At 40.7% G+C, this 20,794-nt stretch carries 17 protein-coding genes and 1 pseudogene; 7 read left to right on the forward strand and 11 right to left on the reverse strand.

Annotated elements, in window-relative coordinates; genetic code table 11:
• Positions 1-101: 101 nt before the first annotated feature.
• Positions 102-326 (reverse strand): ferredoxin, encoded by a 225-nt coding sequence (locus H729_RS05670; protein WP_020449047.1) that lies wholly within the window; start codon positions 324-326, stop codon positions 102-104.
• 238 nt (positions 327-564) lie between these two features.
• Here H729_RS05670 and H729_RS10225 point away from each other — a divergent pair, with 238 nt between their 5' ends.
• The 3 genes from H729_RS10225 to H729_RS05680 all read left to right on the forward strand — a co-directional run bounded on the left by H729_RS10225 (position 565) and on the right by H729_RS05680 (position 1,889).
• The gene (locus tag H729_RS10225) at positions 565-699 is read left to right on the forward strand and encodes a hypothetical protein (RefSeq protein ID WP_256365360.1); all 135 of its coding nucleotides are present in this window, start codon (positions 565-567) and stop codon (positions 697-699) included.
• Between the two features lie 187 nt (positions 700-886).
• Positions 887-1,396, forward strand: coding sequence for a GyrI-like domain-containing protein (locus H729_RS05675; protein WP_081633121.1), 510 nt, complete (start codon positions 887-889; stop codon positions 1,394-1,396).
• A gap of 91 nt (positions 1,397-1,487) precedes the next feature.
• The gene (locus tag H729_RS05680; protein WP_020449049.1) at positions 1,488-1,889 is read left to right on the forward strand and encodes a pyridoxamine 5'-phosphate oxidase family protein; all 402 of its coding nucleotides are present in this window, start codon (positions 1,488-1,490) and stop codon (positions 1,887-1,889) included.
• Positions 1,890-1,936: 47 nt separating this feature from the next.
• Here H729_RS05680 and H729_RS05685 read toward each other — a convergent pair whose 3' ends face one another.
• The 3 genes and pseudogenes from H729_RS05685 to H729_RS05690 all read right to left on the reverse strand — a co-directional run bounded on the left by H729_RS05685 (position 1,937) and on the right by H729_RS05690 (position 3,392).
• A complete protein-coding gene (locus H729_RS05685) occupies positions 1,937-2,311 on the reverse strand; it encodes a hypothetical protein (RefSeq protein WP_020449050.1) in 375 nt (124 codons plus the stop codon).
• Positions 2,312-2,616: 305 nt separating this feature from the next.
• Positions 2,617-2,788: pseudogene (locus tag H729_RS10305) on the reverse strand (cysteine-rich KTR domain-containing protein).
• A gap of 37 nt (positions 2,789-2,825) precedes the next feature.
• Positions 2,826-3,392, reverse strand: coding sequence for a GrpB family protein (locus H729_RS05690; RefSeq protein ID WP_020449051.1), 567 nt, complete (start codon positions 3,390-3,392; stop codon positions 2,826-2,828).
• Positions 3,393-4,248: 856 nt separating this feature from the next.
• Between H729_RS05690 and aspS the strand changes: the two genes are divergently transcribed.
• Positions 4,249-5,568, forward strand: coding sequence for an aspartate--tRNA(Asn) ligase (gene aspS, locus H729_RS05695; RefSeq protein WP_020449052.1), 1,320 nt, complete (start codon positions 4,249-4,251; stop codon positions 5,566-5,568).
• 136 nt (positions 5,569-5,704) lie between these two features.
• Here the strand turns inward: aspS and H729_RS05700 are convergent, their stop codons facing one another.
• Entirely contained in the window at positions 5,705-6,073 is a 369-nt protein-coding gene (locus H729_RS05700) for a helix-turn-helix transcriptional regulator (protein WP_020449053.1), read from the reverse strand.
• An 88-nt stretch (positions 6,074-6,161) separates the two neighbouring features.
• On the opposite strand from H729_RS05700, the gene H729_RS05705 reads away from it, so the two are divergent.
• The gene (locus H729_RS05705) at positions 6,162-6,386 is read left to right on the forward strand and encodes a ribbon-helix-helix domain-containing protein (RefSeq protein ID WP_020449054.1); all 225 of its coding nucleotides are present in this window, start codon (positions 6,162-6,164) and stop codon (positions 6,384-6,386) included.
• Positions 6,387-6,567: 181 nt separating this feature from the next.
• Here H729_RS05705 and H729_RS05710 read toward each other — a convergent pair whose 3' ends face one another.
• The 6 genes from H729_RS05710 to H729_RS05735 all read right to left on the reverse strand — a co-directional run bounded on the left by H729_RS05710 (position 6,568) and on the right by H729_RS05735 (position 18,847).
• Positions 6,568-10,740, reverse strand: a complete 4,173-nt coding sequence (locus H729_RS05710; RefSeq protein WP_147554400.1) for a Hint domain-containing protein — start codon at positions 10,738-10,740, stop codon at positions 6,568-6,570.
• A 430-nt stretch (positions 10,741-11,170) separates the two neighbouring features.
• Positions 11,171-11,707: a RusA family crossover junction endodeoxyribonuclease gene (locus H729_RS05715; RefSeq protein WP_020449056.1), complete on the reverse strand. Its 537-nt coding sequence runs from the start codon at positions 11,705-11,707 to the stop codon at positions 11,171-11,173.
• An 83-nt stretch (positions 11,708-11,790) separates the two neighbouring features.
• Positions 11,791-15,516 carry a cobaltochelatase subunit CobN gene (gene cobN / locus H729_RS05720; RefSeq protein WP_020449057.1) on the reverse strand — a complete coding sequence of 1,242 codons (3,726 nt, stop codon included), beginning with the start codon at positions 15,514-15,516 and terminating at the stop codon, positions 11,791-11,793.
• A gap of 24 nt (positions 15,517-15,540) precedes the next feature.
• Positions 15,541-16,365, reverse strand: coding sequence for an ABC transporter ATP-binding protein (locus H729_RS05725; protein ID WP_020449058.1), 825 nt, complete (start codon positions 16,363-16,365; stop codon positions 15,541-15,543).
• Position 16,366: 1 nt separating this feature from the next.
• Positions 16,367-17,467 (reverse strand): FecCD family ABC transporter permease, encoded by a 1,101-nt coding sequence (locus H729_RS05730; protein WP_020449059.1) that lies wholly within the window; start codon positions 17,465-17,467, stop codon positions 16,367-16,369.
• Positions 17,468-17,548: 81 nt separating this feature from the next.
• Positions 17,549-18,847 carry an ABC transporter substrate-binding protein gene (locus H729_RS05735; protein WP_020449060.1) on the reverse strand — a complete coding sequence of 433 codons (1,299 nt, stop codon included), beginning with the start codon at positions 18,845-18,847 and terminating at the stop codon, positions 17,549-17,551.
• A gap of 266 nt (positions 18,848-19,113) precedes the next feature.
• Between H729_RS05735 and H729_RS05740 the strand changes: the two genes are divergently transcribed.
• Complete coding sequence (locus H729_RS05740) at positions 19,114-20,001, forward strand: ABC transporter ATP-binding protein (protein ID WP_020449061.1); 888 nt, start codon at positions 19,114-19,116, stop codon at positions 19,999-20,001.
• Positions 19,998-20,744 carry an ABC transporter permease gene (locus tag H729_RS05745; RefSeq protein ID WP_020449062.1) on the forward strand — a complete coding sequence of 249 codons (747 nt, stop codon included), beginning with the start codon at positions 19,998-20,000 and terminating at the stop codon, positions 20,742-20,744. Before H729_RS05740 ends, H729_RS05745 begins: the two co-directional genes overlap by 4 nt.
• Positions 20,745-20,794 lie beyond the last annotated feature (50 nt).

Genomic DNA, 20,794 nt, shown 5'->3' on the forward strand with positions numbered 1-20,794 from the left:
TGGTCTTAAATCTTCATGTGCAATATTTCAAGTGTTATAAATAATTACACGGAAAGAGCACCCCCATCCCCACGAGAGAGGGTCTTCCGTGTCAGCCCCGCTTACTTCTGAATAGAAATTACGTCAACGGGGCATTCTTCTGCCGCTTTGGCGGCGCAATCGAACATATTTTCCGGAACTTCTCCTGCTTCAGGCCCGGAAGTACGGTATTTCTCCGAGATATTGGATGTACCGTCATCTGTCTGAATAAAGATGTCGGAACAAGCTTCATCGTAACACCTTCCGCACTGAATGCATCCTTCTAGATCAATCTCTACTTTGACCATGTAACGCTATTTGGCACCTTTAAGCAGATAGACTTTGCGGAAGGCTCCGGCGGCTGCCAGGACTGAGATAAATGAGGACGGGTTTTTCACTCTCCTGATCGGCAGTATTTTTGTTTAAAACAGAGAAGTACATGCAGATTTTGTCAAAGCAGATGCTGGCAGGACCTCTGGACCATAATAGATAGGAGAAAGTTGTATATCTAAACAAATTATTGCACTATTAAAATGGAGGAATAGTATGTCCATAAAAAATTGGTTCAGTAAGAAAAAAGACGATAAGAAGGAATCCTGTGACTGCTGCGGCGAAGAGAAAAAAGAAGAAGAAAAGCCTTCTGAGTGCGGCTGCGGCTGTGGCGGCGACAAAAAAGAGTGATATCAAATCCCTGTAACCCGGTTGCAGGGGCCTTTTGTCGGGGTATTCCGACAGAAAAACATTTTCAATGTTGGTTTTTGATTAAAGATTCTGCATTCTGGCAGACATTTACTGAAGCGGCCTTGCTTTAAAGACTGCAGTGCAGCCTGTGAAGTGCATAGCGTTAGGTACTTTCACCTACCCCCTGATGAACTATATATGTAAAGACAGGACTCTTTGCCCTATGAATTATAATGCAGTGATTAAAGAGATACCGGAATACATCATGTACTGTAAAAGCGGTGTTATCGCAGATTGGGACTCTCTGGTGGAATTCATACATTCCGCTGCTGACGAATGCCTTGCGGCGAACCCAGACATGGAGTGTGATGATTCCGCATACAACTTCATAACATATCCCAATGGTTTCGGTGGAGATGGGAATATCCTGCTGGAGTACTACGAAGCCGTAAAAGCATTCGGCAACGAGACAAAATCCATAAAATTCAAAAAGATTGAAAAAACCAAAGCTGTCTGCGTTCTCCACAAAGGCAGTTATGAAGGTCTCAAATTTGCCTATGCATTTGCATTTCAGTATCTGAAAGAAAACGGATATGCAATGTCTGAACCTCCCCGGGAATGCTATATAGACGGCTGCTGGAACAAGGAGAGTGTAAGCGAGTATCTGACTGAAATTCAGATACCTGTGGATCTCTAAACCTTTTAAAATTTCATCTGGTATTGTATAAATAGTGCAAGGAGGCACGTGAATCTCTGTGTCTGTATCATGCAGACTCAGAGGTTTACCCATGAATGATGTTGTAAAATTTTTACAGGACAGTCCGATACAGTACCTTGCTACAGTCGGCAGCGACAATAAAGCAAAATGCCGCCCTTTTACATTTGTCGGAGAGATTGATGAAAAATTATGGTTCTGCACTGACAACCAGCATGAAGCATACATGGACATGCAGTATAATCCCTGGATAGAGTTTGCCGGACCGGGTTCTGAGAATTCCTGGATGCGCCTGAGCGGCAAAGCAGTTTTTGAAGAAAACATGGAAGCTAAGAAAATCTGCCTGTCTGTACCATTGGTTAAAGAGTACTACAAAACCGCTGACAACCCTGCTTTGGCAGTGTTCTATCTGGCTGATGCTCATGCCCAGATCGCTGACATGTATGAGAATTCGCCAAAACGCTATGATCTCTGAACTGCCCCAGCGGCAGTATCCTTTTCTATATTCTGCTAAAAACAGCGTCAGTAAACTGTCATCATACCAACTCTGAGAAAGAAGATGCGCAGTGCTGCCAGAATGAAGAATATTTCAATACAGATAATGAGCATTATACCCGCTGGAGCAACTGCCATCAATACTCCAATGCAGACTGCGATGGCGATAAAGAAAACCGACATGATGAGCCAGTACGCAAATTTTCTTGCAGAAATGATCTCAGACCATTCGAGATTGTAACTGGAAAATCTGCACGCCATCAGATATAGAAGAAAGATGAGAACAATCTCAATCAGGAAAAGAGGATCTTCTGAAAGTGAGTAGAGGTATGCTGTACCTGCAGCAGCCAGAATGAATATGCCTGTTAAGATTGCAAGCAATGTTGCCGGTATTCTCCTCATCTTTCCACTTCCAAGTGCTGAGAATGAATCTGCTATAAAATAATAAGCAGACTTGAGTGATTGTTATATGTGGTGTGCATGGCTATCCCGTCAAAGCGCAAAAATCTTTTTGATACGCCGATACTTGCCACTACATGTCGTTTACAGAAAAACATGGCAGCACTCTCCTTGTGCCGCCGCTCTCACAAAGGCGTAATTTTATCACGCTCCCGTAAATCGTTCTTTCAAAAGAGTAGGCGGCTTTGATTGCGATATGAAAAACGAGCCGACAACCGCGTTTTTGTAATGGTTATCAACTCTGCGTCTCAGGCGTCTAGATCTGTGATATCAGATGTATTCAGTTGTTGTACGTTGATCAAACGCTCCTGCTTTCACTTGGGGCAGAATAGCTGGAGTTTTTTTTAGCTCCGTGTCCTCTCGAACTCTCAACCTCGTTTTGTTGCCGCAGACGGGGCATAACAGCCATTCAGTTTTTATCTAAGGCGCGCTTAAACAGTTCATCAAACGGGAATTGTCAATAACGCTTCTCATATTGTTTTCTTGCATCCATTGTATGTTTTTTTATGAATTCCGTTTTTGCTTCGGTATATGCATCCCTATTATGTTCGTACTGGTGCCATAAATTGAGTTTTAACTGTTGGTATTCTTTTGCGATCTCAGGATTATCAATTAGATAGTCACGAAAATACAGTTCTTCATTATCACCCACATATCGAAGATGCAAATGGTAAACTTTTTCGGCAAATCCGCTTTCTGTATATCCATAGTTAAAGGAAATCCTCCCTTTTGACTCTGACATTTTGATAAATCCGCTACTCGTAATGATTTCAGCAACAGCTCTAATATCTTCATCGGTAGCGATTTCAACAAGAATATCAACAATAGGCTTTGCCAAAATGCCATTTATTGCTGTACTACCGATATGACTAATGCGAATGACCTTGCAAGATGACAGTTTATTCTCCAAAAATATAGCCATTTCCGCATACTGATCTTTCCATTCAGCATTGTGCTCCGTCAATCTGATTGGAAACAGTGTCCATAATTCTTCAAGAGTCATTTCTGATAGCTTTTTCCCCATCTTGTCTCTCCTTTATAACTTCTGACTTATTGAACTTCATGGCAGATTGTCCCAAGGTAATTCAAATAACAATGCGGCAAGTCAGAAGTTACATTACTTGTGATTTACTAATAGTCATGTGTTGAAAGATATTCTTCAGATACATCTGAGAATTAATGATAAAGTCTCATCATAAGCCTTTGTTTTATAACTGACATTACGAACAAAATCGAAGTATGAGAATCTATCAAGATGTGTATGATTGTTGAAACCGCCAAAGTTGCTTACTTTTTACATTTAAAATGAGTAGATATGAGGGAGATCATTGTCAAACTCGGAAGTAAAAAGATGTCAAACTCGGAAATACGATGTAAATCAACACCAAAATCATACTAGCATATCACCCTAGAACATTTTATAGAATATCCTACAGAATCATATACTGGCGATGTTGAATTTTGTGATTTGTCCAAACTAAAAACAATAATTCCATCAATATTGATTAGAAAAACAAGACAGAGTCTCATATAAATGAGTTGGACATCTTTTAGAAGATGTTTTCACCTGTGTTGTTTTGGGATACTCTTGCATTTTTGAATGTTATTTACTAGACCTATCCGTTCTTCCCTCAGCATAATTTCACAGTTTGTATGATCTTATTTTAAAAATAAGACAACCTGAGGGTATGTTAACAATCTAGAATACAGTGACATATGATATAGAATCGCACCTAGATCGGTTAGAATCGCACCTAGATCGGTTATTTTGCGTAAAGGCTCTCTAAGGCCATTTAAAGCAGATTTTTAAATTGGATAGTCTCCGGCTTAACTTGAGGCATCACGGAAGCTTTATAATTCTTAGTAACTTCCAGCAATACATGGCATTGGATCTTATCACAAGAAATTCCAAGACTCTTTCACCAGAAGATGCTGAAAAGCAGGTAAAGGTGAAAGGCTGGGCTCAGGAAATCAGAAATCTGGGTGGAATTTCATTCCTTATTCTGAGAGATAGATACGGCACTGTTCAGGTAACAGCTCCTAAGAAAAAAGTAGCACCAGAGATAATGGATGTATTAACGTCATTATCCAGAGAATCTGTAGTTGAAGTATGCGGAACAGCCAAAGCTTCCAATCAGGCTAAAGGAGGAGCAGAGGTAATTCCTGAAAGCATTACTGTCCTCAGCAGCGCAGCTTCCCCGTTGCCTCTAGGAGTTGTCGATAAGGTAAACGCAGAAATGGATACCCGTTACGACCACCGTTTCATGGATCTTAGAAAACCTGAAGCCAGAGCAGTTTTTGAAATCAAATCAAAAGTACTCAGGCTCATTGACGAATATTTGTTAGGCGAAGATTTTGTAGAAGTATTCAGTCCTAAAATTGTAGCTTCTGGCGCAGAAGGCGGAGCTACACTGTTCAAACTTGATTACTTCGGCAAGCCTGCATACCTTGCACAGTCGCCGCAGCTGTATAAGCAGATGATCATGTCCACAGGTTTAGACCGCGTGTTTGAAATCGGACCTGCATTCAGAGCAGAACCCTCAGACACAGTAAGACATGTCTCGGAATTCATATCATTTGACGGAGAAATGGCTTACATCGATTCCATGAATGATGTCCTGCAGATGCTGGAAGGCTGCATACAGCATGTAATCAAAGGCGTTGCAGAAACTTCATCAGCCCAGCTGGAGATTCTTGGCACTGAGGTAAAGGTTCCTAAAGCTCCATATCCAATCATAGAATACAAAGATGCAGTGGAGATCGTAACCAAAGAAGGAATGGAGATTTCATTAGGTGATGATCTGGGTACAGAAGGAGAGAAGATTCTCGGTTCAGTAATGGAAGAAAAAGGTTACGAGATGTACTGGATCGTAGAATATCCTGAAGAAGCAAAGCCATTCTACATCATGGAAAAAGAAGGCACTCCCTACTCATACTCTTTCGACTTGGATTACAAAGGACAGGAAATCTCTTCTGGAGGACAGAGAGAACACAGATACAATGTGCTGGTTGACAGAATAAGCAAGAAAGGTCTGAATCCTGACGATTTCAACTTCTATCTTGACGCTTTCAAGTATGGAATGCCCCCTCATGGAGGATGGGGTATCGGTGTGGAACGTCTGGTGCAGAAAATGCTTTCATTACCAAACGTAAGAGAAGCAATCCTCTTCCCCAGAGACAGAGTGAGATTAGTACCTTAAACTTTTACAGAAGCCCCTGTGATAAGGGGTTTTAATCTATTTTCTTTTTTTACAGTCATATATTAAGAAGAAAGATTATTTTGGATTATGTAAACTGCCAGATCAAATTGCCTAGCATAATCCAAAAATAATCTAATTATGGAAATGGTCTCCTTGTTTCGGATGGAAACTGCAGTCTTGCGTATCCTATGCAGTCTTTGACTTCTTTCTCGCTGAGACCCAATTCTTCAGCTATATCCTTAATGCTTTGTCCTGTCTGATACCTTGAGTATACTGCAAGATCTGTTCTGCTGAGTCTGCTTTTTGCAAACACTTTTTCAATCAGGTCTTTTCTACAATCTGGATCATTACAACATAAGACAAACGTCTGTTTATGGAATATATAATCAGCACATTCATCTGCTGACTGAAAGCCTTCTTTTTCTGCAAGTTTCTCCAGCTTCTTCAGCGTTTTTTCATCTACGTATGTGATGATCTCAAATTCATCTTCAGGTTTCATAAACATGAATGTAGGTCTCTATTTTAGTACTATCTATAAGTTCTAAATTTGATGCATCATAAAATATAGTATAGCCAACCATACACCAATATGCATGCCAAAAAGAGCACCTCCAAAGACGCCAGTCAAATTGACTTTTCCTACTGAAATGTTGCCTGAGATTGACCGCGCAGTAAAAGAAGGACTGTTCTCAGGACGGAGTGAGTTTATAATGTACCTTGTCAGATCACATCTTGATAAAATGGAAGATCGTGACAAGTCTAAACGCGACTATGACGTTTATGCAGCTCAGACTAAAAAACCTAAAACTAAACAATGAATGATTAAGCTGCAAGCAGACAAGAGATCAGCTTTCTTAATGAAACAATCTAAATTTTAATCAAAACTCATCATATCTATATGATAAATAAGAAGTTTGAAATGTTTTGAGCATTGGTGTCCAGACTAGGAATGTCAGTAGTCCAAACATCAATGCTCACAGACCTGATAAAAGGATAGTTTTAGATGGAAACACACTTGCACATTTTTCCACCATTGAGGTAATGCTCTTGATTCGCTTTCATTTTTATCCACTTATTGCTGGGCATTGGCAGGTTATTTACGAAAGTTAAAGCATGATCATCTACAAATTTTTCTGCTGGCGTAGGTTCCTGTTTGCGTGGTAAGAAAGCAAGCACCAGAGAGATGATTATTCCAACAGCCATAAGAGCAATTCCAAATACAGAAAAGGCAGAAGAAACTAGAGCACTACCTGCCAATCCAGCAATTCCTGAGCCGATCTCCGCAAAGAATCCTAAGCCTGTACAAACGACATCAATTATTTCAAACACTTTTATGACGGTCGACTGACCACTATTGAAATCAAGTATTGTCTGATAGATACAGAATCCTAATGCAGCACCCATCACAACAACAGATACTAATTTAGCCATTACTGAAGCAACTTTTACAATTTTAGACCATCTAACAGCGATTTTTACAAACCCAGTTTCATTAGCTGTTAATTCTCTACCAAGACTTTCTCCTAAGCGTACAAGATACCGTTCTGTGCTGCCGGCTTCTTTTGCACCTATTGCGATGATATCAACATCTTCCACCGCATGGTTAAGTTGCCGCATAGCCTGAAGGACTTCTTGAAACTTAGTTTCTAGATTAAATATGGCTTTCCCTGCTCTATAAACTGCGAATGTGGAGAGCGCACCTGTAATTCCCGCTGCAGATCCTACAATAACTTCAAACAAGGATACTATGTCCAATTTACCTGTATTATTTATAAGAAAATAGATGGAAGCGATCATAGATATGAGCATTGTAGAGATTACAGCAAGAGACAGTAATCCGCAGATTGTGGGATGCCTGCTTGAAAAATTCCTAAGTCTTTGAAAGTTTAATCCAGTACAGTCATTGATTAAATTAGCAAAATCATCTAAAAAGGTAGTAATTGAAACGATAAATGTTTCAACGGAATACTCTTTCTGATCTTTCATATACTGAACAAGATCTTCTTTCAGCTTCCGTTGGATATCCTCTGGTATATTTTTACCCAGAAATGGAGTTCCGTTTATCAATGCCAGATAATAATTTCTAAAGATGGCTTCAACAAACTGGCGTATCTCATCTACAGAGGAGCCTTCGGGAAGTTTTTTGACATTCGTTGAACAAAAATTCAAGTTATAGGTAAGGACTTTAATGTATACCGAATTTGCATAACTTACCTTCACCTTTTTACTATCTTGATCGATCTCTACATTTTGTCTATTATCTAATATATCCAACATAGTCACAATGTGACGCAGCTTATTTTTATCAGTTGATTGTGTTTCAATAGCCAGCATCTGAAGGATCTGCGGTGAAAGAATGTAGTCATATAGTTGCTTTGCCCAAGATTCTGCATTATCGTCTTTGTACTTTTTTAAATCAGGAACAAACGTCATGTAACTGTGCAGATGGACAGTATTGGATATTCGATTATAGTATTGATTTTTAGAAAAACATTTGTCATTATCTACTCCTTTCCAATAATAATCAAGCTTAGTCGCAGTGGTCGTTTGATCGAATTTATTATGAATCTTAGGCTCAGTTGAATGAAATAATGAAGTTGTGATAAATCCCTTTCCAAAGTTATTTGTCAGATATTCACGCATACCAGCATCACTGGTGATCATTTCCACTTCTGCATTGGTAAGATCACCGTATTCTCCGACACTGGGTCTTAGAGCACACATCATACCCAGCCAATTCTGGGGAATGGCATAAAGCATCATATTTTTAATCTTGGTGAAATTGAGATCGTAGACCTTTTCCATACTTTCAGGTGGTGCAATGCAGAATAAATCTTCTACACTCAAGGCAAGATTGCTGCGCAAACACGAAATACTATTCTCAGTGGCTGCACTGATTCCCCGATGAAGCTGATATGCAATTGGTTTTTTTGTAAATAGCCAGGATTGCAGTTGATCTTCTTCTTTATTCAGGAGATCATACTGTAAAAATTCACCTTGCAGCTTATAATCCATATCTTTCTCTGCTGTCCGAATATAACCAGTGCCGGACAATGTCTTATAATTATAGCTGAAGTTAATGCTGAGATCATCGACACAAAATATACCTTCATCTCTGCAGAGTTCTGCAATGTCAGAATTTATATAAAGAGTTGCATTAAATATTGGTTTTTTGTCGATCAGTATTGTTTGAAAGATGCATCGTTCACTTATGCGTTCTTCATTACCATCTAACACCATGTATAATGCTGCTGTTGGCACATAACTGCCTGTTTTATTTTTTTCAAACCAGAGTTTTAGATTGGCAAAATCAAGCCAATGATCATCTACGAACAGCCTGACGGAAAAGGTTGATTTGCCCAGGGCATAAAAAGTTCTGAAGCTTTTTCCATCATGGATTATTCCTTTGGCCATCAAACCATTAAAAAGAAGTTTTAGATATACTTTGTAATGCTCATGTTCAAAATAGAAACCTTCACTATCCATTAGAGGAACAGTAACATCTGCATATTCGGAACAAGTTTGGTCATGCACCAAAACGTTTCCCTGAATAATGTGGAGATGTGTAAACGCATCTTTTCCATCTGTGAAAATGACTTGATCAAAAAGAAAATTCTTTTGAACCATATCAGAAGTCAGATATCTATTTTGAGCTTTCTCCACTTCAACGTAAGGAGTTTCTAACTTACGTTTAACATAATCTACAGAACTTTTTCCAAACATCTGTTCTAATGTTGGCCCCATGTCATCCAGCTTAACTTTAAGCATATCTAGTTCATCACAATCGTATTGATTGAAAAGTGAGCGGACATTTTTACGTATTGTATTGGAAGTAATGTCAGGATAATTTAACAGACAACAGTAATCATTAGCATGATATGACTTATAACCATCTGTGAAGTGCAGATCATAAGACATGACATATTCTTTAGAGATTGTATTTATCTTCTTTACTGCTACATTTTCATAAATTAGTTCTCCAGTATCTGGATCTCTTTCCTTTAGTTTACAGACGATGTCACCTATTTTTAATAGAGATACTTCAAAATTTGGATTGATCTGTTGTGCCGTTTCAGGATCTAAGCATTTCCAGCCCTGTTGAGTTAAAATTGCATGTTCTAAAGATAAAAACGGCTCATCATCATTAATTGCATAAAATTCTTTTACCTGCGGATTTACGATCAGCTCATCAGAAACTACTGCTGGCATCCCACCTACACTCAATACTTTATCGTTCTTGCGAATAGCTTCTATGGGTTTACTGCTGCCATCTTGCATAAGTATCTTAGTTCCAGCAAGTACGCAACCAGGGTCTCTCTGATGTTTGCCCAGTTTCATTTCATTATTGGGTTTAAGGTTAGATGATAATGAATATGAACTTGCTACATTGGATATCCAATAAACAACTGGATCTCCGAATATAGCATAATCATAATCAACATTGCCAACTATTGGCGCTCCTGTAGGCCCTATGTCTACAACATCCCGTTCTTGGCGTACAACCTCAGTTCTAGAACAGCAAACGGATTTTACAGCATCATATACTTCTGAAAAAATGTCAGAACCATTGTAAAAATGAGATTTTGAAGATTCGATCCATGAGTAGGATTCATAGTCAGAAAACATTTTCTGGAATAACTCGTGACTTTTCCAAGCGTCAAGAACCTTATTGAAATAGTTACCGCTTTTGTCTAAGTTTTTCAGCAGGACTAAAAGTGCTTTTCCGCCAAGGGTGTTTGAAGCAGCGGATTCGATGAAAAAATTCTGTATAAAACCAGGTTCGGATACTTCATCAGTTAATTTTCTCAAAAAATCATCAGAGCAATCAAGCGGTGTTCCTAAAACAGATTCCACATAGTCTTGTAAGAATGCTTGCCCAACTTCTGCACCATGATTGTTAAACCAGTTATCAATACAAGTTTTCTGAACTGAGACACACTTATAAAAATCATACTCACGGACCTGTGATAAAGCATAAGACACTACACAGGCTGAAAGCTGCTTCAATACATTACGATAAACTTCAGCATGAGCCAGACCAGTGTCGACATCATTTTTAAAAAATGTAGTTTTTGTGGTACTTTCACTAAATTTTACAGCAGCCACCAAACGTTCTGAAAAATAACCATCTGGAATCGCTTGCATTTTTAAAGCATTGATAAAATCACTCACAATCATTTATTTTCCCTAGCCTGATATTTCATTATCTACAGGGTAATTGTTACATGTAAATATATATTTTTGGATATTATATTTACAATAAATAAACTAATAGAATTGGTTGTTTACCAAGATAACCATCAAGCCTCTGGATACTTCCGTAACTTTTAGAGCTGAGTTTGTTGCAAGTAAATTTGATGAAACCGTATGAAACCAGCAATAAAAATTGTCAGAGGTGCGTGAGTGCACTCCTTGGGTGCCAAGGCAGCCTGCGCACTTCTGGTAAATACTGCATTGCGTACATCAAGCTTGAAAACTACCTGATATGAAAAATTGACCTCATCGCATCATGGTTGATAGTAAAAAGATACGTTGAAATTATGAAGACTCCTGAAACTTGACAACAGGAGCTTATTCCGCTGGCGTATAATCAGATATAAGATTAATCACGGGGATCCTCGAATTCTTCAAATTCGTCCAACGGCCCCTGGTTAACTTCCTCTTTCTTTATTTTCTTAGGCTTTTCACATGTGTTGGCATACCTGTACGCTTTAATGTGCGCACCAGGACGCAGGTCATCATCATACGTCTTAGTTATGTTGAGAGCAATAACCTGACAGTCATCGGAGAATAAGATTCCTGTAAGAGCGTCATTAATCGCCCTGATAAACTTATCAAGATCTGGTTTGACGATCGGGTGCAGCCTCTTATGGGGCTGTACTGACGGAGGCCTGGTGAGATAAAAATCAACATCAAGTGCATATGCAGAAGAGCTGTCAGAGATCCAGGAACTTCCTTCCAGAGCCCTCTGGGCTTCCGTAGCCACTCTGTTTCTCCAGGCTTCAAGATTGCTTTGGTTAGAGTGTGTTACAACAGCTTTGTTTATTTTTTTGATATAGAACGCTCTGGTGCTTCCTTCTGGTGAGGGTTCTCCCAGAACGCTGAACTCAATCGTCTCTAAAGGTTCTCCGATCGGCATTTACTTCCATTCAAGCATACATCCAGCATACTAATAGTTTAGGTATGCAGATAACAAGGCTGCAACCCATGCAGAAAGGCGTTCTAAACATCCGTGATCTTTTCCAGAACGGCTTCATTTTTCAGATACAGATCCTTCAGCTTTTCAGCCGTAGCCTCTGAAGGCTTCCACATGTCGCGGTCTGCAGCTTCCAGCAATACTCCGATCATGTCGCGGACGGCATAAGGATTGCTTTCTTCAATCCATCCTCTGACTTCATCATCTAGAAGGTAGTTTTCTGCTAATCCGTCATACATCCAGTTTTCAATGATATCTGAAGTAGCATCCCAGCCAAAGACATACTCAAACATTTTCAGAATCTCCGATGCCCCCCTGAAACCGTGTTCCCTCAGGCCCTTTTCATATTTCGGATTGAGAACTTTGCTTCTGAATACATAACGAGATTCTTCCTGAATAGTCCTCAAAACTGGATCATCCGTATCAGCAGAACAGCCTATGAGAGACATCGGCATTGAGCCTGTGACTGACTCAACTGCAGAATTAAGTCCTCCCAGATATTGGAAAACATCATCATTGTCAAATAGGTCATATTCACGGCTTGTACTGTTCTTTACAGTCACTTTAACCCTGGATAATTTTTTCTTATATGTCTCTGGATCAGGAACTCCATTGATTCCCATGCCGTATGCGTAGCAGCCTACCTCTCTATAGTATGCTCCCAGGTCAGAACGATCTTTCCAATTTGAAGTGCTGATGAGAACGTTTACTCCGGTTCCATACTGTCCCGGAGAACTGCTGAAGATTCTCAGCATAGAACGCTTTCTCGCTTCATCCTCCGGCATACCTGCCGAAATGTTATCCATCAACTCTTTTCTGAAATGCATTTTAAGGTAGTTTGTTTCATCAGCCTCATCCAGTTCAGACACGATCTGTACCGCCTTGTTGATTAGATCGGTAAGATTGGGAAATGTATCCCGGAAAAGTCCGCTCATGTTTATTGTAACATCAATTCTCGGTCTTCCCAGCTCTGATAAGGGGACTACCTCCAAGCCTATTACCTGATTGCCGTAGCCCGCCCATACCGGTTTTACACCCATCAGATGAAGAATGTAGGCTACATCATCTCCCCCGGTTTTCATCGTATCTGTAGACCAGATAACAATTGCTATGCTTTCGGGGTATGCTCCCTTATCCTTCAGATAGCGCTCTATCATCTGTTCTGCCATTCTCTTTCCCAACTCCCAGCTGGCCGGAGTGGGTACAGCCTCGGGATCGACCGTGAAAAAGTTTCTGCCGGTAGGAAGAATCTGCGCTCTTCCCCTTGTAGGACATCCAGAAGGGCCCGGAAGAACATATTCACCATTCAATCCGATCATCAAGCTGTCCATTTCTTCAGTTATTTTTTCAATGTTAGGCCGGAGCTCTTGACATATGAAATCTATTGCTGCAAGAAGATCACTGTTATCCTGCGGATATCTGGAAGTTGCAATATTTCTGCATTCTTCCGCATTGAATTCAGCAGACGACAGTAAACGTATCAGATTCATCGCCTCTTCTTCAATCTCATCGACTAGATCCCCATTGAACAGACCTGATGCTTCATCATATGCAGAACAGTCTGCTTTCAATTCTCTGAAATTCAATCCGCGTGCATGTGCGATTGACTCAAGGAGTGACGGCACATTACCATTTCTCAAGCGTACTAATGAATAGATCATCTCATACAGACGCTCCCCGGAAGGCGCCGTTCCGAATACGTGAAGACCATCCTTTATGATATTTTCTTTGAAGTTAAGCACATAATCATAAAGCTCATCAGCCATCTCACCAACCTGCTCTGGCGAAGCGCTCTCTTCCAGACCGATATCGCTGAACATGCTGAGGCGTTTGATTATATCATACAAATCTTTCTTTACTATGTCCAGCTGATCCATCTGCTTCATCGATTCTGTCTTCATATATGTTTGAAGCACAGATTCCAGTTCGCTTATGTCATCATACGAACCTGCTCTGACCATAGCAGGAATCATGTGGTCCACAAGAACAGCATAACTTCTCCTCTTTGCCTGCGTTCCTTCCCCGGGATTGCCTATGACATACGGATAAAGATTCGGAAGTCCGCTGAGCACATAATCTGGACAGCAGTCTTTAGACAGGGCAACTCCCTTGCCCGGAAGCCATTCCAATGTGCCGTGTGTTCCAACATGTATGACGGCATTTGCACCGAATGAGTGTCTGAGCCACTTGTAGAATGAAACATACTGATGCGGCATTGAGCAGTTGTGGTTGTGGTATGCCGATTGAATATCCTTGCCTCTGCTGGGCTGGAAACTGATCATTACGTTTCCGTTGATTATTCCAGGCACAGCAATCGATTTGTTGATGACAAGAACGCTGCCTGGAGGTTTTCCCCAGTCTTTGATCAGGAAATTCTTCTGATCTTCAGATAATTCATTGAACCACGTTTCATACTCATGTTTAGAGATCATTGCTGCAGCTCTTGAAGATATATCCTGATCAGAGACCCATTCCGTATCATTAGTTATTCCAGCAAAGATCTTTTCCACCAGTTCTTCGCTGCTTTCAGGTATCCAATCTAGAGAATATCCTTCATTTTTCAGGCGGATGAGCATATTTCTGACGCTCTGAAAAGTATCCAGGTCTGCGGCTCCCCCGGCATGAGAAGACGCTGGAGGGTACATGTACAGGATAATAGCGACTTTCTTTTCATTGTTGGGAATTTTTCTAAGCCTGGCCCACATTACAGCCATGTCCGCTACATCATCAACTCTTGATTCTATGGAAGAATAGTACTGCACATTGCTTTCATCAGTCTCCGAGCTGGCATTGGGTATTGAGATTATCTGACCGTCAAATTCAGGAAAGGCCACATCATATGCAATCTCGGCATTTGTAAGACCATAGATGTCAGATTTCCACCTTTCTTCATCATAGACGATTACAGGAGACTGCATAACAGGCACGCCGAGTCTTTCGAGAAATTTGTCATTTGGATCTTCTGAGCGCAGTTTCGCTTCGATAGTTATTGAAGATGGAATAGTGTTTATGACAAAATCAACCACAGATTTTTCATCGCACAGCAGGCAGTTGTCAATAATTCCTTTGATTCCAATACATCCAGTATCTTTATTTTCTGCATAATTCAAGAAAATGGGCAGCGCAGATGCTCCCTTATCCTCAATCGCATGTATGAGCCGGTCGATGTGGTCAAGTTTTCCAGAATTCCATTTACGCTGGCTGAGAAGCAGACCTATAACAGGTTTAGTTTTATCCAATTCATGAATATATTCTAAAATATCTGTAGATTTTCTGCCTGGATAATAAACTCCCTGTGCAGGGGGAATGATCGGTTCAGGAAGATCCAGATTTTTGTTTTCAAAAGTATTCAGCGCCCAGATGAGAATGCCTTTGTTATTGCTGCTACCGCCAAGAGCTGCATATCTGGTCAAAAGAGTGTAATCATCATCGCCCTGTAAGAATAAGTTCCGGTATTGAAATGATTTTTCCAGAATATTATTAACAATGAGCAGAGAAGTTTCAGCATTCTGAATCTCTTCAAGAAAGATCTGGCTTTTCTTAAAGATGGATACATCTCCGGATACTCTTATAATCACAAAATCAGTTTTGCTTATTGTTCCAATTAAACTTTTAAAAAGATCGTCATCAGCATCCAATTCATCAGAAGTGCATTCAGTAAGATCTATGTCGTGTCCCATTTTCCTGAGTTCTTCCGTTTCTGAATAAAAAGAGGTATCTTTCACTCTTATACTGATGTTTAAAATCTTCATCGTATCCACCTGAATATTATGTAATTAATCTTGAATAAAATCTTCATCTTTATGAAGCATGACCATTTCTTCATCAGAGATGGCACTTCCGAGAATTATGTGAGGCCTCCCCTCAACTTCGATGATCTGGCAGTTCATTCCGTAAACATATCTGATCGTCTCTTCAGTGATGACATCGTTCGGCAGTCCGACCTTATAGATCACACCTGGAGTTGACATGACAATTATCTTATCTGCATACTTTACAGCGATGTTGAGATCATGGCTGACCATGATTATGATCATTCCTTTTTCATGAGCCAGTTTGTGCAGCAGTTCAATTACTTTTACCTGATGTCTGACATCGAGATTGGCAGTAGGCTCATCCAAAAGAAGCACTGCGGGCTGCTGCGCAAGTCCTCTGGCTAGGGCAACTTTCTGATGCTGCCCTGCGCTCAGTTCGTCATAGTTTCTCATTGCCAGATGGGTAATGTTTAGTGCTTTCAATGTTTCATAAACAATGTGCATATCTTCTTTTTCAGAACCGATCTTTTGGAAGGGATGCCTTCCCATCAGAACTGTGTCCACTACTGTCATTGAAAAATTATCAGATGAAGATGCAGGAACAAATCCCATTATTTTTGATAATTCACCAAGGGTGTAATTCTTGATCGATCTGCCGTCAAGTGTGACTTCCCCCTCAGTAGGTTTGAGAAGTTTATCAATGCATTTGATCAAAGTAGATTTACCGACTCCATTGGGTCCTATGATACAGGTAAGTCCAGGCTGATCAAGAATCATATTTATTCTGCGCAGGACCGGCTGATGTGCATTGTATGAAAAATGAACTTTATCAAGCTTGATTTCCAATTCACCACACATCCTTTTTTTGTTTTATGAGTAAATACAGCAGTACAGGACCGCCGATGAATGCAGTAATCACTCCCACCTGCAGAACCGTTGGTGCAATGATTGTCCGTCCGATTAAGTCCGCCAGAATAAGAAATACAGCCCCGAATGCCGCTGATGATGGTAGAAGATACTTACTGTCAGATCCTACAAACATTCTACAGATATGCGGACACACGAGTCCTATGAAACCGATAATTCCTGTAAAACTGACAACCGCCGCAGCCATGAGTGATACGATAACTAGACAGATCAGCCTCAGTTTGTCTGCATCGATTCCGAGGGACCTTGCACTTTCATCTCCAGATGTCAGAACGTTGATTTTACTAGAGAGTATCTGCAGCAGCAGTCCGCCTATCAGGCTTACAACGAACATTATCGGTATCGTATCCCAGGAAGAGTATCCAAGGGTGCCTACCTGCCACCTGAAAGCATCTTCTAAAGCATTAGGGTCGGCCATGAGCATCAAGAGAGTAGTCATAGCATTGAAGAGATACATGACTGCCAGGCCAGAGAGGATGATGGTTGTCGGGGATGCGTGTCTTATCGTAGAGACAAGCATGATGACAGCCATTGGAATCAATGAAAATATGAAGGCGTTGATTACGACCGCATAGTTTCCTCCAGTTAAAGAAAACCCCATTACAATTGCAATAGTGGCGCCGAAGGAAGCACCTGCCGAGATTCCTGTAGTGTATGGATCTGCCAGAGGATTTTTCATAGTGCTCTGCATAGTTGCACCGGCAACCGCCAGGGCTGCACCTGCAATCAATCCAGCAACAATCCGCGGAAGCCTCACAGTCCAGATAATATAGTCTTTATTTGCATCTTGGACATTTCCCAAAATATGATCAAATATGATCCTGTATGACTCGAAAAATCCTATATCATATGGACCGATTGTAGTAGCAAATCCGGCAACGATGAATGCTCCGATTATGCAAATAATTATGAAAATATACTTTTTGTAAACATAGTTTCCATATTTTTTCATCAGCTCTGCTTCTTCTGCAGAGCTGTCGGGATCGAAATCATCATAGTACTTTTTCCAAGGCGCTATCAACTAGTCACATCCACCAGATCACGTTCATGTTGTCTCAGCATATTCTGAAATGAAAAAAGGGGAAGATTTCCCCCTCGGAATTCAGTCGGCTGGAAAATAGACGAAATTATACATGTTAAACTCATAGCCGTTTGTTTCACAAAACTGGCTGAGATAATCCTTGATCGTATCCTCTAATTCAGCAACACTAAAGGCTTCAGGGAAGAATATGGTGCTTCCGATCAGAGTGTGTATACAAAACGGCAGATCATAGTTAATCATGTAAATTTCATTGTTGACATAGCCGTCAGTAATGGCAAATTTACTGAAATCCATGCTGTCATAAACTGCTTTGATTTCACTCTCGCTCTGATGAGTGTATATGTATTTTCCACCAATTATGTACTGTGGATTACACTTCAGAATATCTTCAATATATTCGGATGTAGAGGCACCCGGTTTGGTAGGATCGGTGATTATCAGATTTCCGACATTGGTTGCACCGCTTGCGGACAGCGCCGTGGAGACCCCGTCCAGACCTGCATACATGTAGGTAGGTGTTCCGACATAGAATCTTGTTTTGTCTTTATCTTCAATCTTGCTCAGCTTATCATCAATCTTGCTGGTAAGGTCATCCATCCATTTTACATACTTCTGAGCGTCTTCATCATGATCTGTGAAGAATCCCAGCATCAATGCGCCGTCAGCCAGTCTTCCATCTTCATATGTTACCAAACGAAGGACCTGTTTATCTCCCAAGGTATTTCCCTGAATGTTGACGCCGTATTTAGTTTCAGAACCGGCATAAATAGTATCCGCATCAGTTTTTAGAATCTCCTCAAGGCTGGGTTCTTTTCTATCTCCCACAGTCGGCAGATCTTTGTAATTTTTGAAAAGATTTTCATCCCAGTATGTGTAAATATAATCATTCAAAGCGACAATATTATCTCCAGCATTGATGGCAATAGCAAGACTGAGTGATCTTTGGCTGTTAAGAATAACGATTTTAAGAACGGGGATCTCAGCTGAAAGAACTTTATTATCTACAGAAATATAGTTGACAGTCATGGATTTCTTTTCAGAATCCGCTTTTCCCTCGTTGTATTTTTTAAGATCTATGATTTCCTGAACCATTTTTGCATCGGCATCATTCACAACACCGTCATTGTTGGCATCGGCCATCTGCGAATATTTGCCGTTTTCGATCATGTCATTAATTACATCTATGTCTTTTGAGTCGAGGTAATCATTCTCATCTGCATTTCCAAGAACAGCAAGCCTGCCATCGGTATTAGATGATCTGTAACTGTCATCACTGCTGCTGAATGCGAAATAAGCTCCTGCAGCTGCAACGACTAAAACAATGACAAGAATTACTGCATACACTTTTTTATTGCCCATACAATCACTTGGATATATTATCCATTTTGCAGATGTGTAGGTTAATATAAATTAATTTCGCAGAGATAGGATTATACATCTATTACAATGAAAATAGGTATCCACGTTGATTATCTCATCTAAACACAATGCGATATGCAGATGCACCTGAATAAATCTAAAAAAAAGTTTTTCAGTGCAGACTAATGGATAATACTGATTAATATGTAAAATACTTGGATGATAGGACAAGCACATATATACAAAGTTCAAGATATGCCCCTGAAATGGATGAAGAGATCATTGTGCGCACCAGAGACCTGGTAAAAAAATTTGGAGATTTTACTGCTGTCGATAAAATAAACGTCAATATCAGACGCGGAGAAATCTTCGGCTTTCTGGGTCCGAACGGAGCGGGCAAAACTACCACCATGCGCATAATAACTACTTTGGCAAGTCCAACATCCGGTTCCATTGAAATAGAAGGGCATGACGTCACCGAGATTTCAGACCCTGTAAAAGAGAAGATTGGCATCATCCAGCAGCATATTGCTTTAGACAGGGATGTATCTGTAAGAGAAAATATTCGCTACCATGCCATTTTGCACCGCATTCCAAAAAAGGAAGCTGAAGCCAGAATAGAGGAGCTTGCCTCCCTGATGGGGCTTGACTCGTACATGGATAAACTGGTAGTCAACCTTTCAGGAGGATGGAAACGGAGAGTTGCCATTGTCTGTGCCATAATTCACAAGCCTGCGATTCTTTTCCTAGACGAACCTACGGCAGGTTTAGACACTCAGTCAAGACACATGCTGTGGGATCTCATCAGGCGGCTCAATGATATGGGCACGACAATATTCGTTACTACACATTACATGGATGAAGCTGAAGAGCTCTGCGACCGTGTGGCTATCATCAATCATGGGAAAATTGTCTGTGAAGGAACACCTGCTGAACTCTGCTCTTCAATCGGTTCCTGGGCTGTTGAATACATTGATTCTGATAAAAGAAAGACTTACAGATATTTTCCAGACAGAAAGGCTTCTAAGGAATTTCAAGACCTTCTGCCTGCAAACGCCTGCGTAGTATCAAGAGCCACCAATTTGGAAGATGTGTTTTTAGAGCATACAGGGCGGGACGTAGAGGCAACGCAGGAGGTGAAGTACAGGATATGACCACACTGACAGACTCGTTCCGTGTTGCCTGGATAGACCTGTGTTTCATTAAAAGAAACATTGTGATGGTTTTGATAACATCTCTCGTAGCTCCTCTGCTCTACCTCTTCGCATTCGGCTACGGTCTTGGTAAAGGAATGACGGTTGAAGGATATGACTACTTATCGTTCATGATTCCTGGAATCATAGCTCTTACAACTCTTTCAGCATGCTTCAATACAGTAGCAACTAAAGTCATGGTTCAGCGCAACTATTACCAGAGCTTTGATGAGCTGTTCTTATGCTCAATGACCCCAAACGCAATCATTTTAGGAAAATCATATGCGGGAGTAATCAGGGGACTCATCAGCTGCACAGTTTTGTACGCTATCGGTTTGGTGATAAGTCCAGAAATGCTGCTGACCCCCTCCGCTCTGATTTTAATACCGCTCTCGTGTCTTCTATACTCCCTCTTAGGAGTAGTTTCCGGGCTGCTGGCAAACTCTCATCTGACTTTGACGGTATTTACCAGCCTGGTTATTCTGCCGATGACTTTTCTCTGCGGCACCATATTCTCATTGGACAGCCTGCCGGAGACTGTACAGGCCGTGATCTATGCCCTTCCTCTCACTCATACTACAGCATGCATAAGATCATCGATACTGGGTACAGCGTTTCCCTGGACATCTCTGATAATCTCGATAGTTTACGGAACTGCATTCTTCCTCATCTGCAGATATCTGATGACAAAGGGAAGAAAGTAAGTCCGTAATTCTTTAGACATTATTCACATGCTGGAGGCAATCAATGAAGT

Source organism: Candidatus Methanomassiliicoccus intestinalis Issoire-Mx1, from assembly GCF_000404225.1.
Classification (GTDB): Archaea; Thermoplasmatota; Thermoplasmata; order Methanomassiliicoccales; family Methanomassiliicoccaceae; genus Methanomassiliicoccus_A; species Methanomassiliicoccus_A intestinalis.

Excerpts from the sequence above, each read along its gene's own strand:
- H729_RS05670 (WP_020449047.1), bottom strand. The coding sequence starts at position 326 with ATGGTCAAAGTAGAGATTGATCTAGAAGGATGCATTCAGTGCGGAAGG.
- H729_RS10225 (WP_256365360.1), top strand. The coding sequence starts at position 565 with ATGTCCATAAAAAATTGGTTCAGTAAGAAAAAAGACGATAAGAAGGAA.
- H729_RS05675 (WP_081633121.1), top strand. The coding sequence starts at position 887 with ATGAACTATATATGTAAAGACAGGACTCTTTGCCCTATGAATTATAAT.
- H729_RS05680 (WP_020449049.1), top strand. The coding sequence starts at position 1,488 with ATGAATGATGTTGTAAAATTTTTACAGGACAGTCCGATACAGTACCTT.
- H729_RS05685 (WP_020449050.1), bottom strand. The coding sequence starts at position 2,311 with ATGAGGAGAATACCGGCAACATTGCTTGCAATCTTAACAGGCATATTC.
- H729_RS05690 (WP_020449051.1), bottom strand. The coding sequence starts at position 3,392 with ATGGGGAAAAAGCTATCAGAAATGACTCTTGAAGAATTATGGACACTG.
- aspS (WP_020449052.1), top strand. The coding sequence starts at position 4,249 with ATGGCATTGGATCTTATCACAAGAAATTCCAAGACTCTTTCACCAGAA.
- H729_RS05700 (WP_020449053.1), bottom strand. The coding sequence starts at position 6,073 with ATGTTTATGAAACCTGAAGATGAATTTGAGATCATCACATACGTAGAT.
- H729_RS05705 (WP_020449054.1), top strand. The coding sequence starts at position 6,162 with ATGCCAAAAAGAGCACCTCCAAAGACGCCAGTCAAATTGACTTTTCCT.
- H729_RS05715 (WP_020449056.1), bottom strand. The coding sequence starts at position 11,707 with ATGCCGATCGGAGAACCTTTAGAGACGATTGAGTTCAGCGTTCTGGGA.
- cobN (WP_020449057.1), bottom strand. The coding sequence starts at position 15,516 with ATGAAGATTTTAAACATCAGTATAAGAGTGAAAGATACCTCTTTTTAT.
- H729_RS05735 (WP_020449060.1), bottom strand. The coding sequence starts at position 18,847 with ATGGGCAATAAAAAAGTGTATGCAGTAATTCTTGTCATTGTTTTAGTC.
- H729_RS05740 (WP_020449061.1), top strand. The coding sequence starts at position 19,114 with ATGGATGAAGAGATCATTGTGCGCACCAGAGACCTGGTAAAAAAATTT.
- H729_RS05745 (WP_020449062.1), top strand. The coding sequence starts at position 19,998 with ATGACCACACTGACAGACTCGTTCCGTGTTGCCTGGATAGACCTGTGT.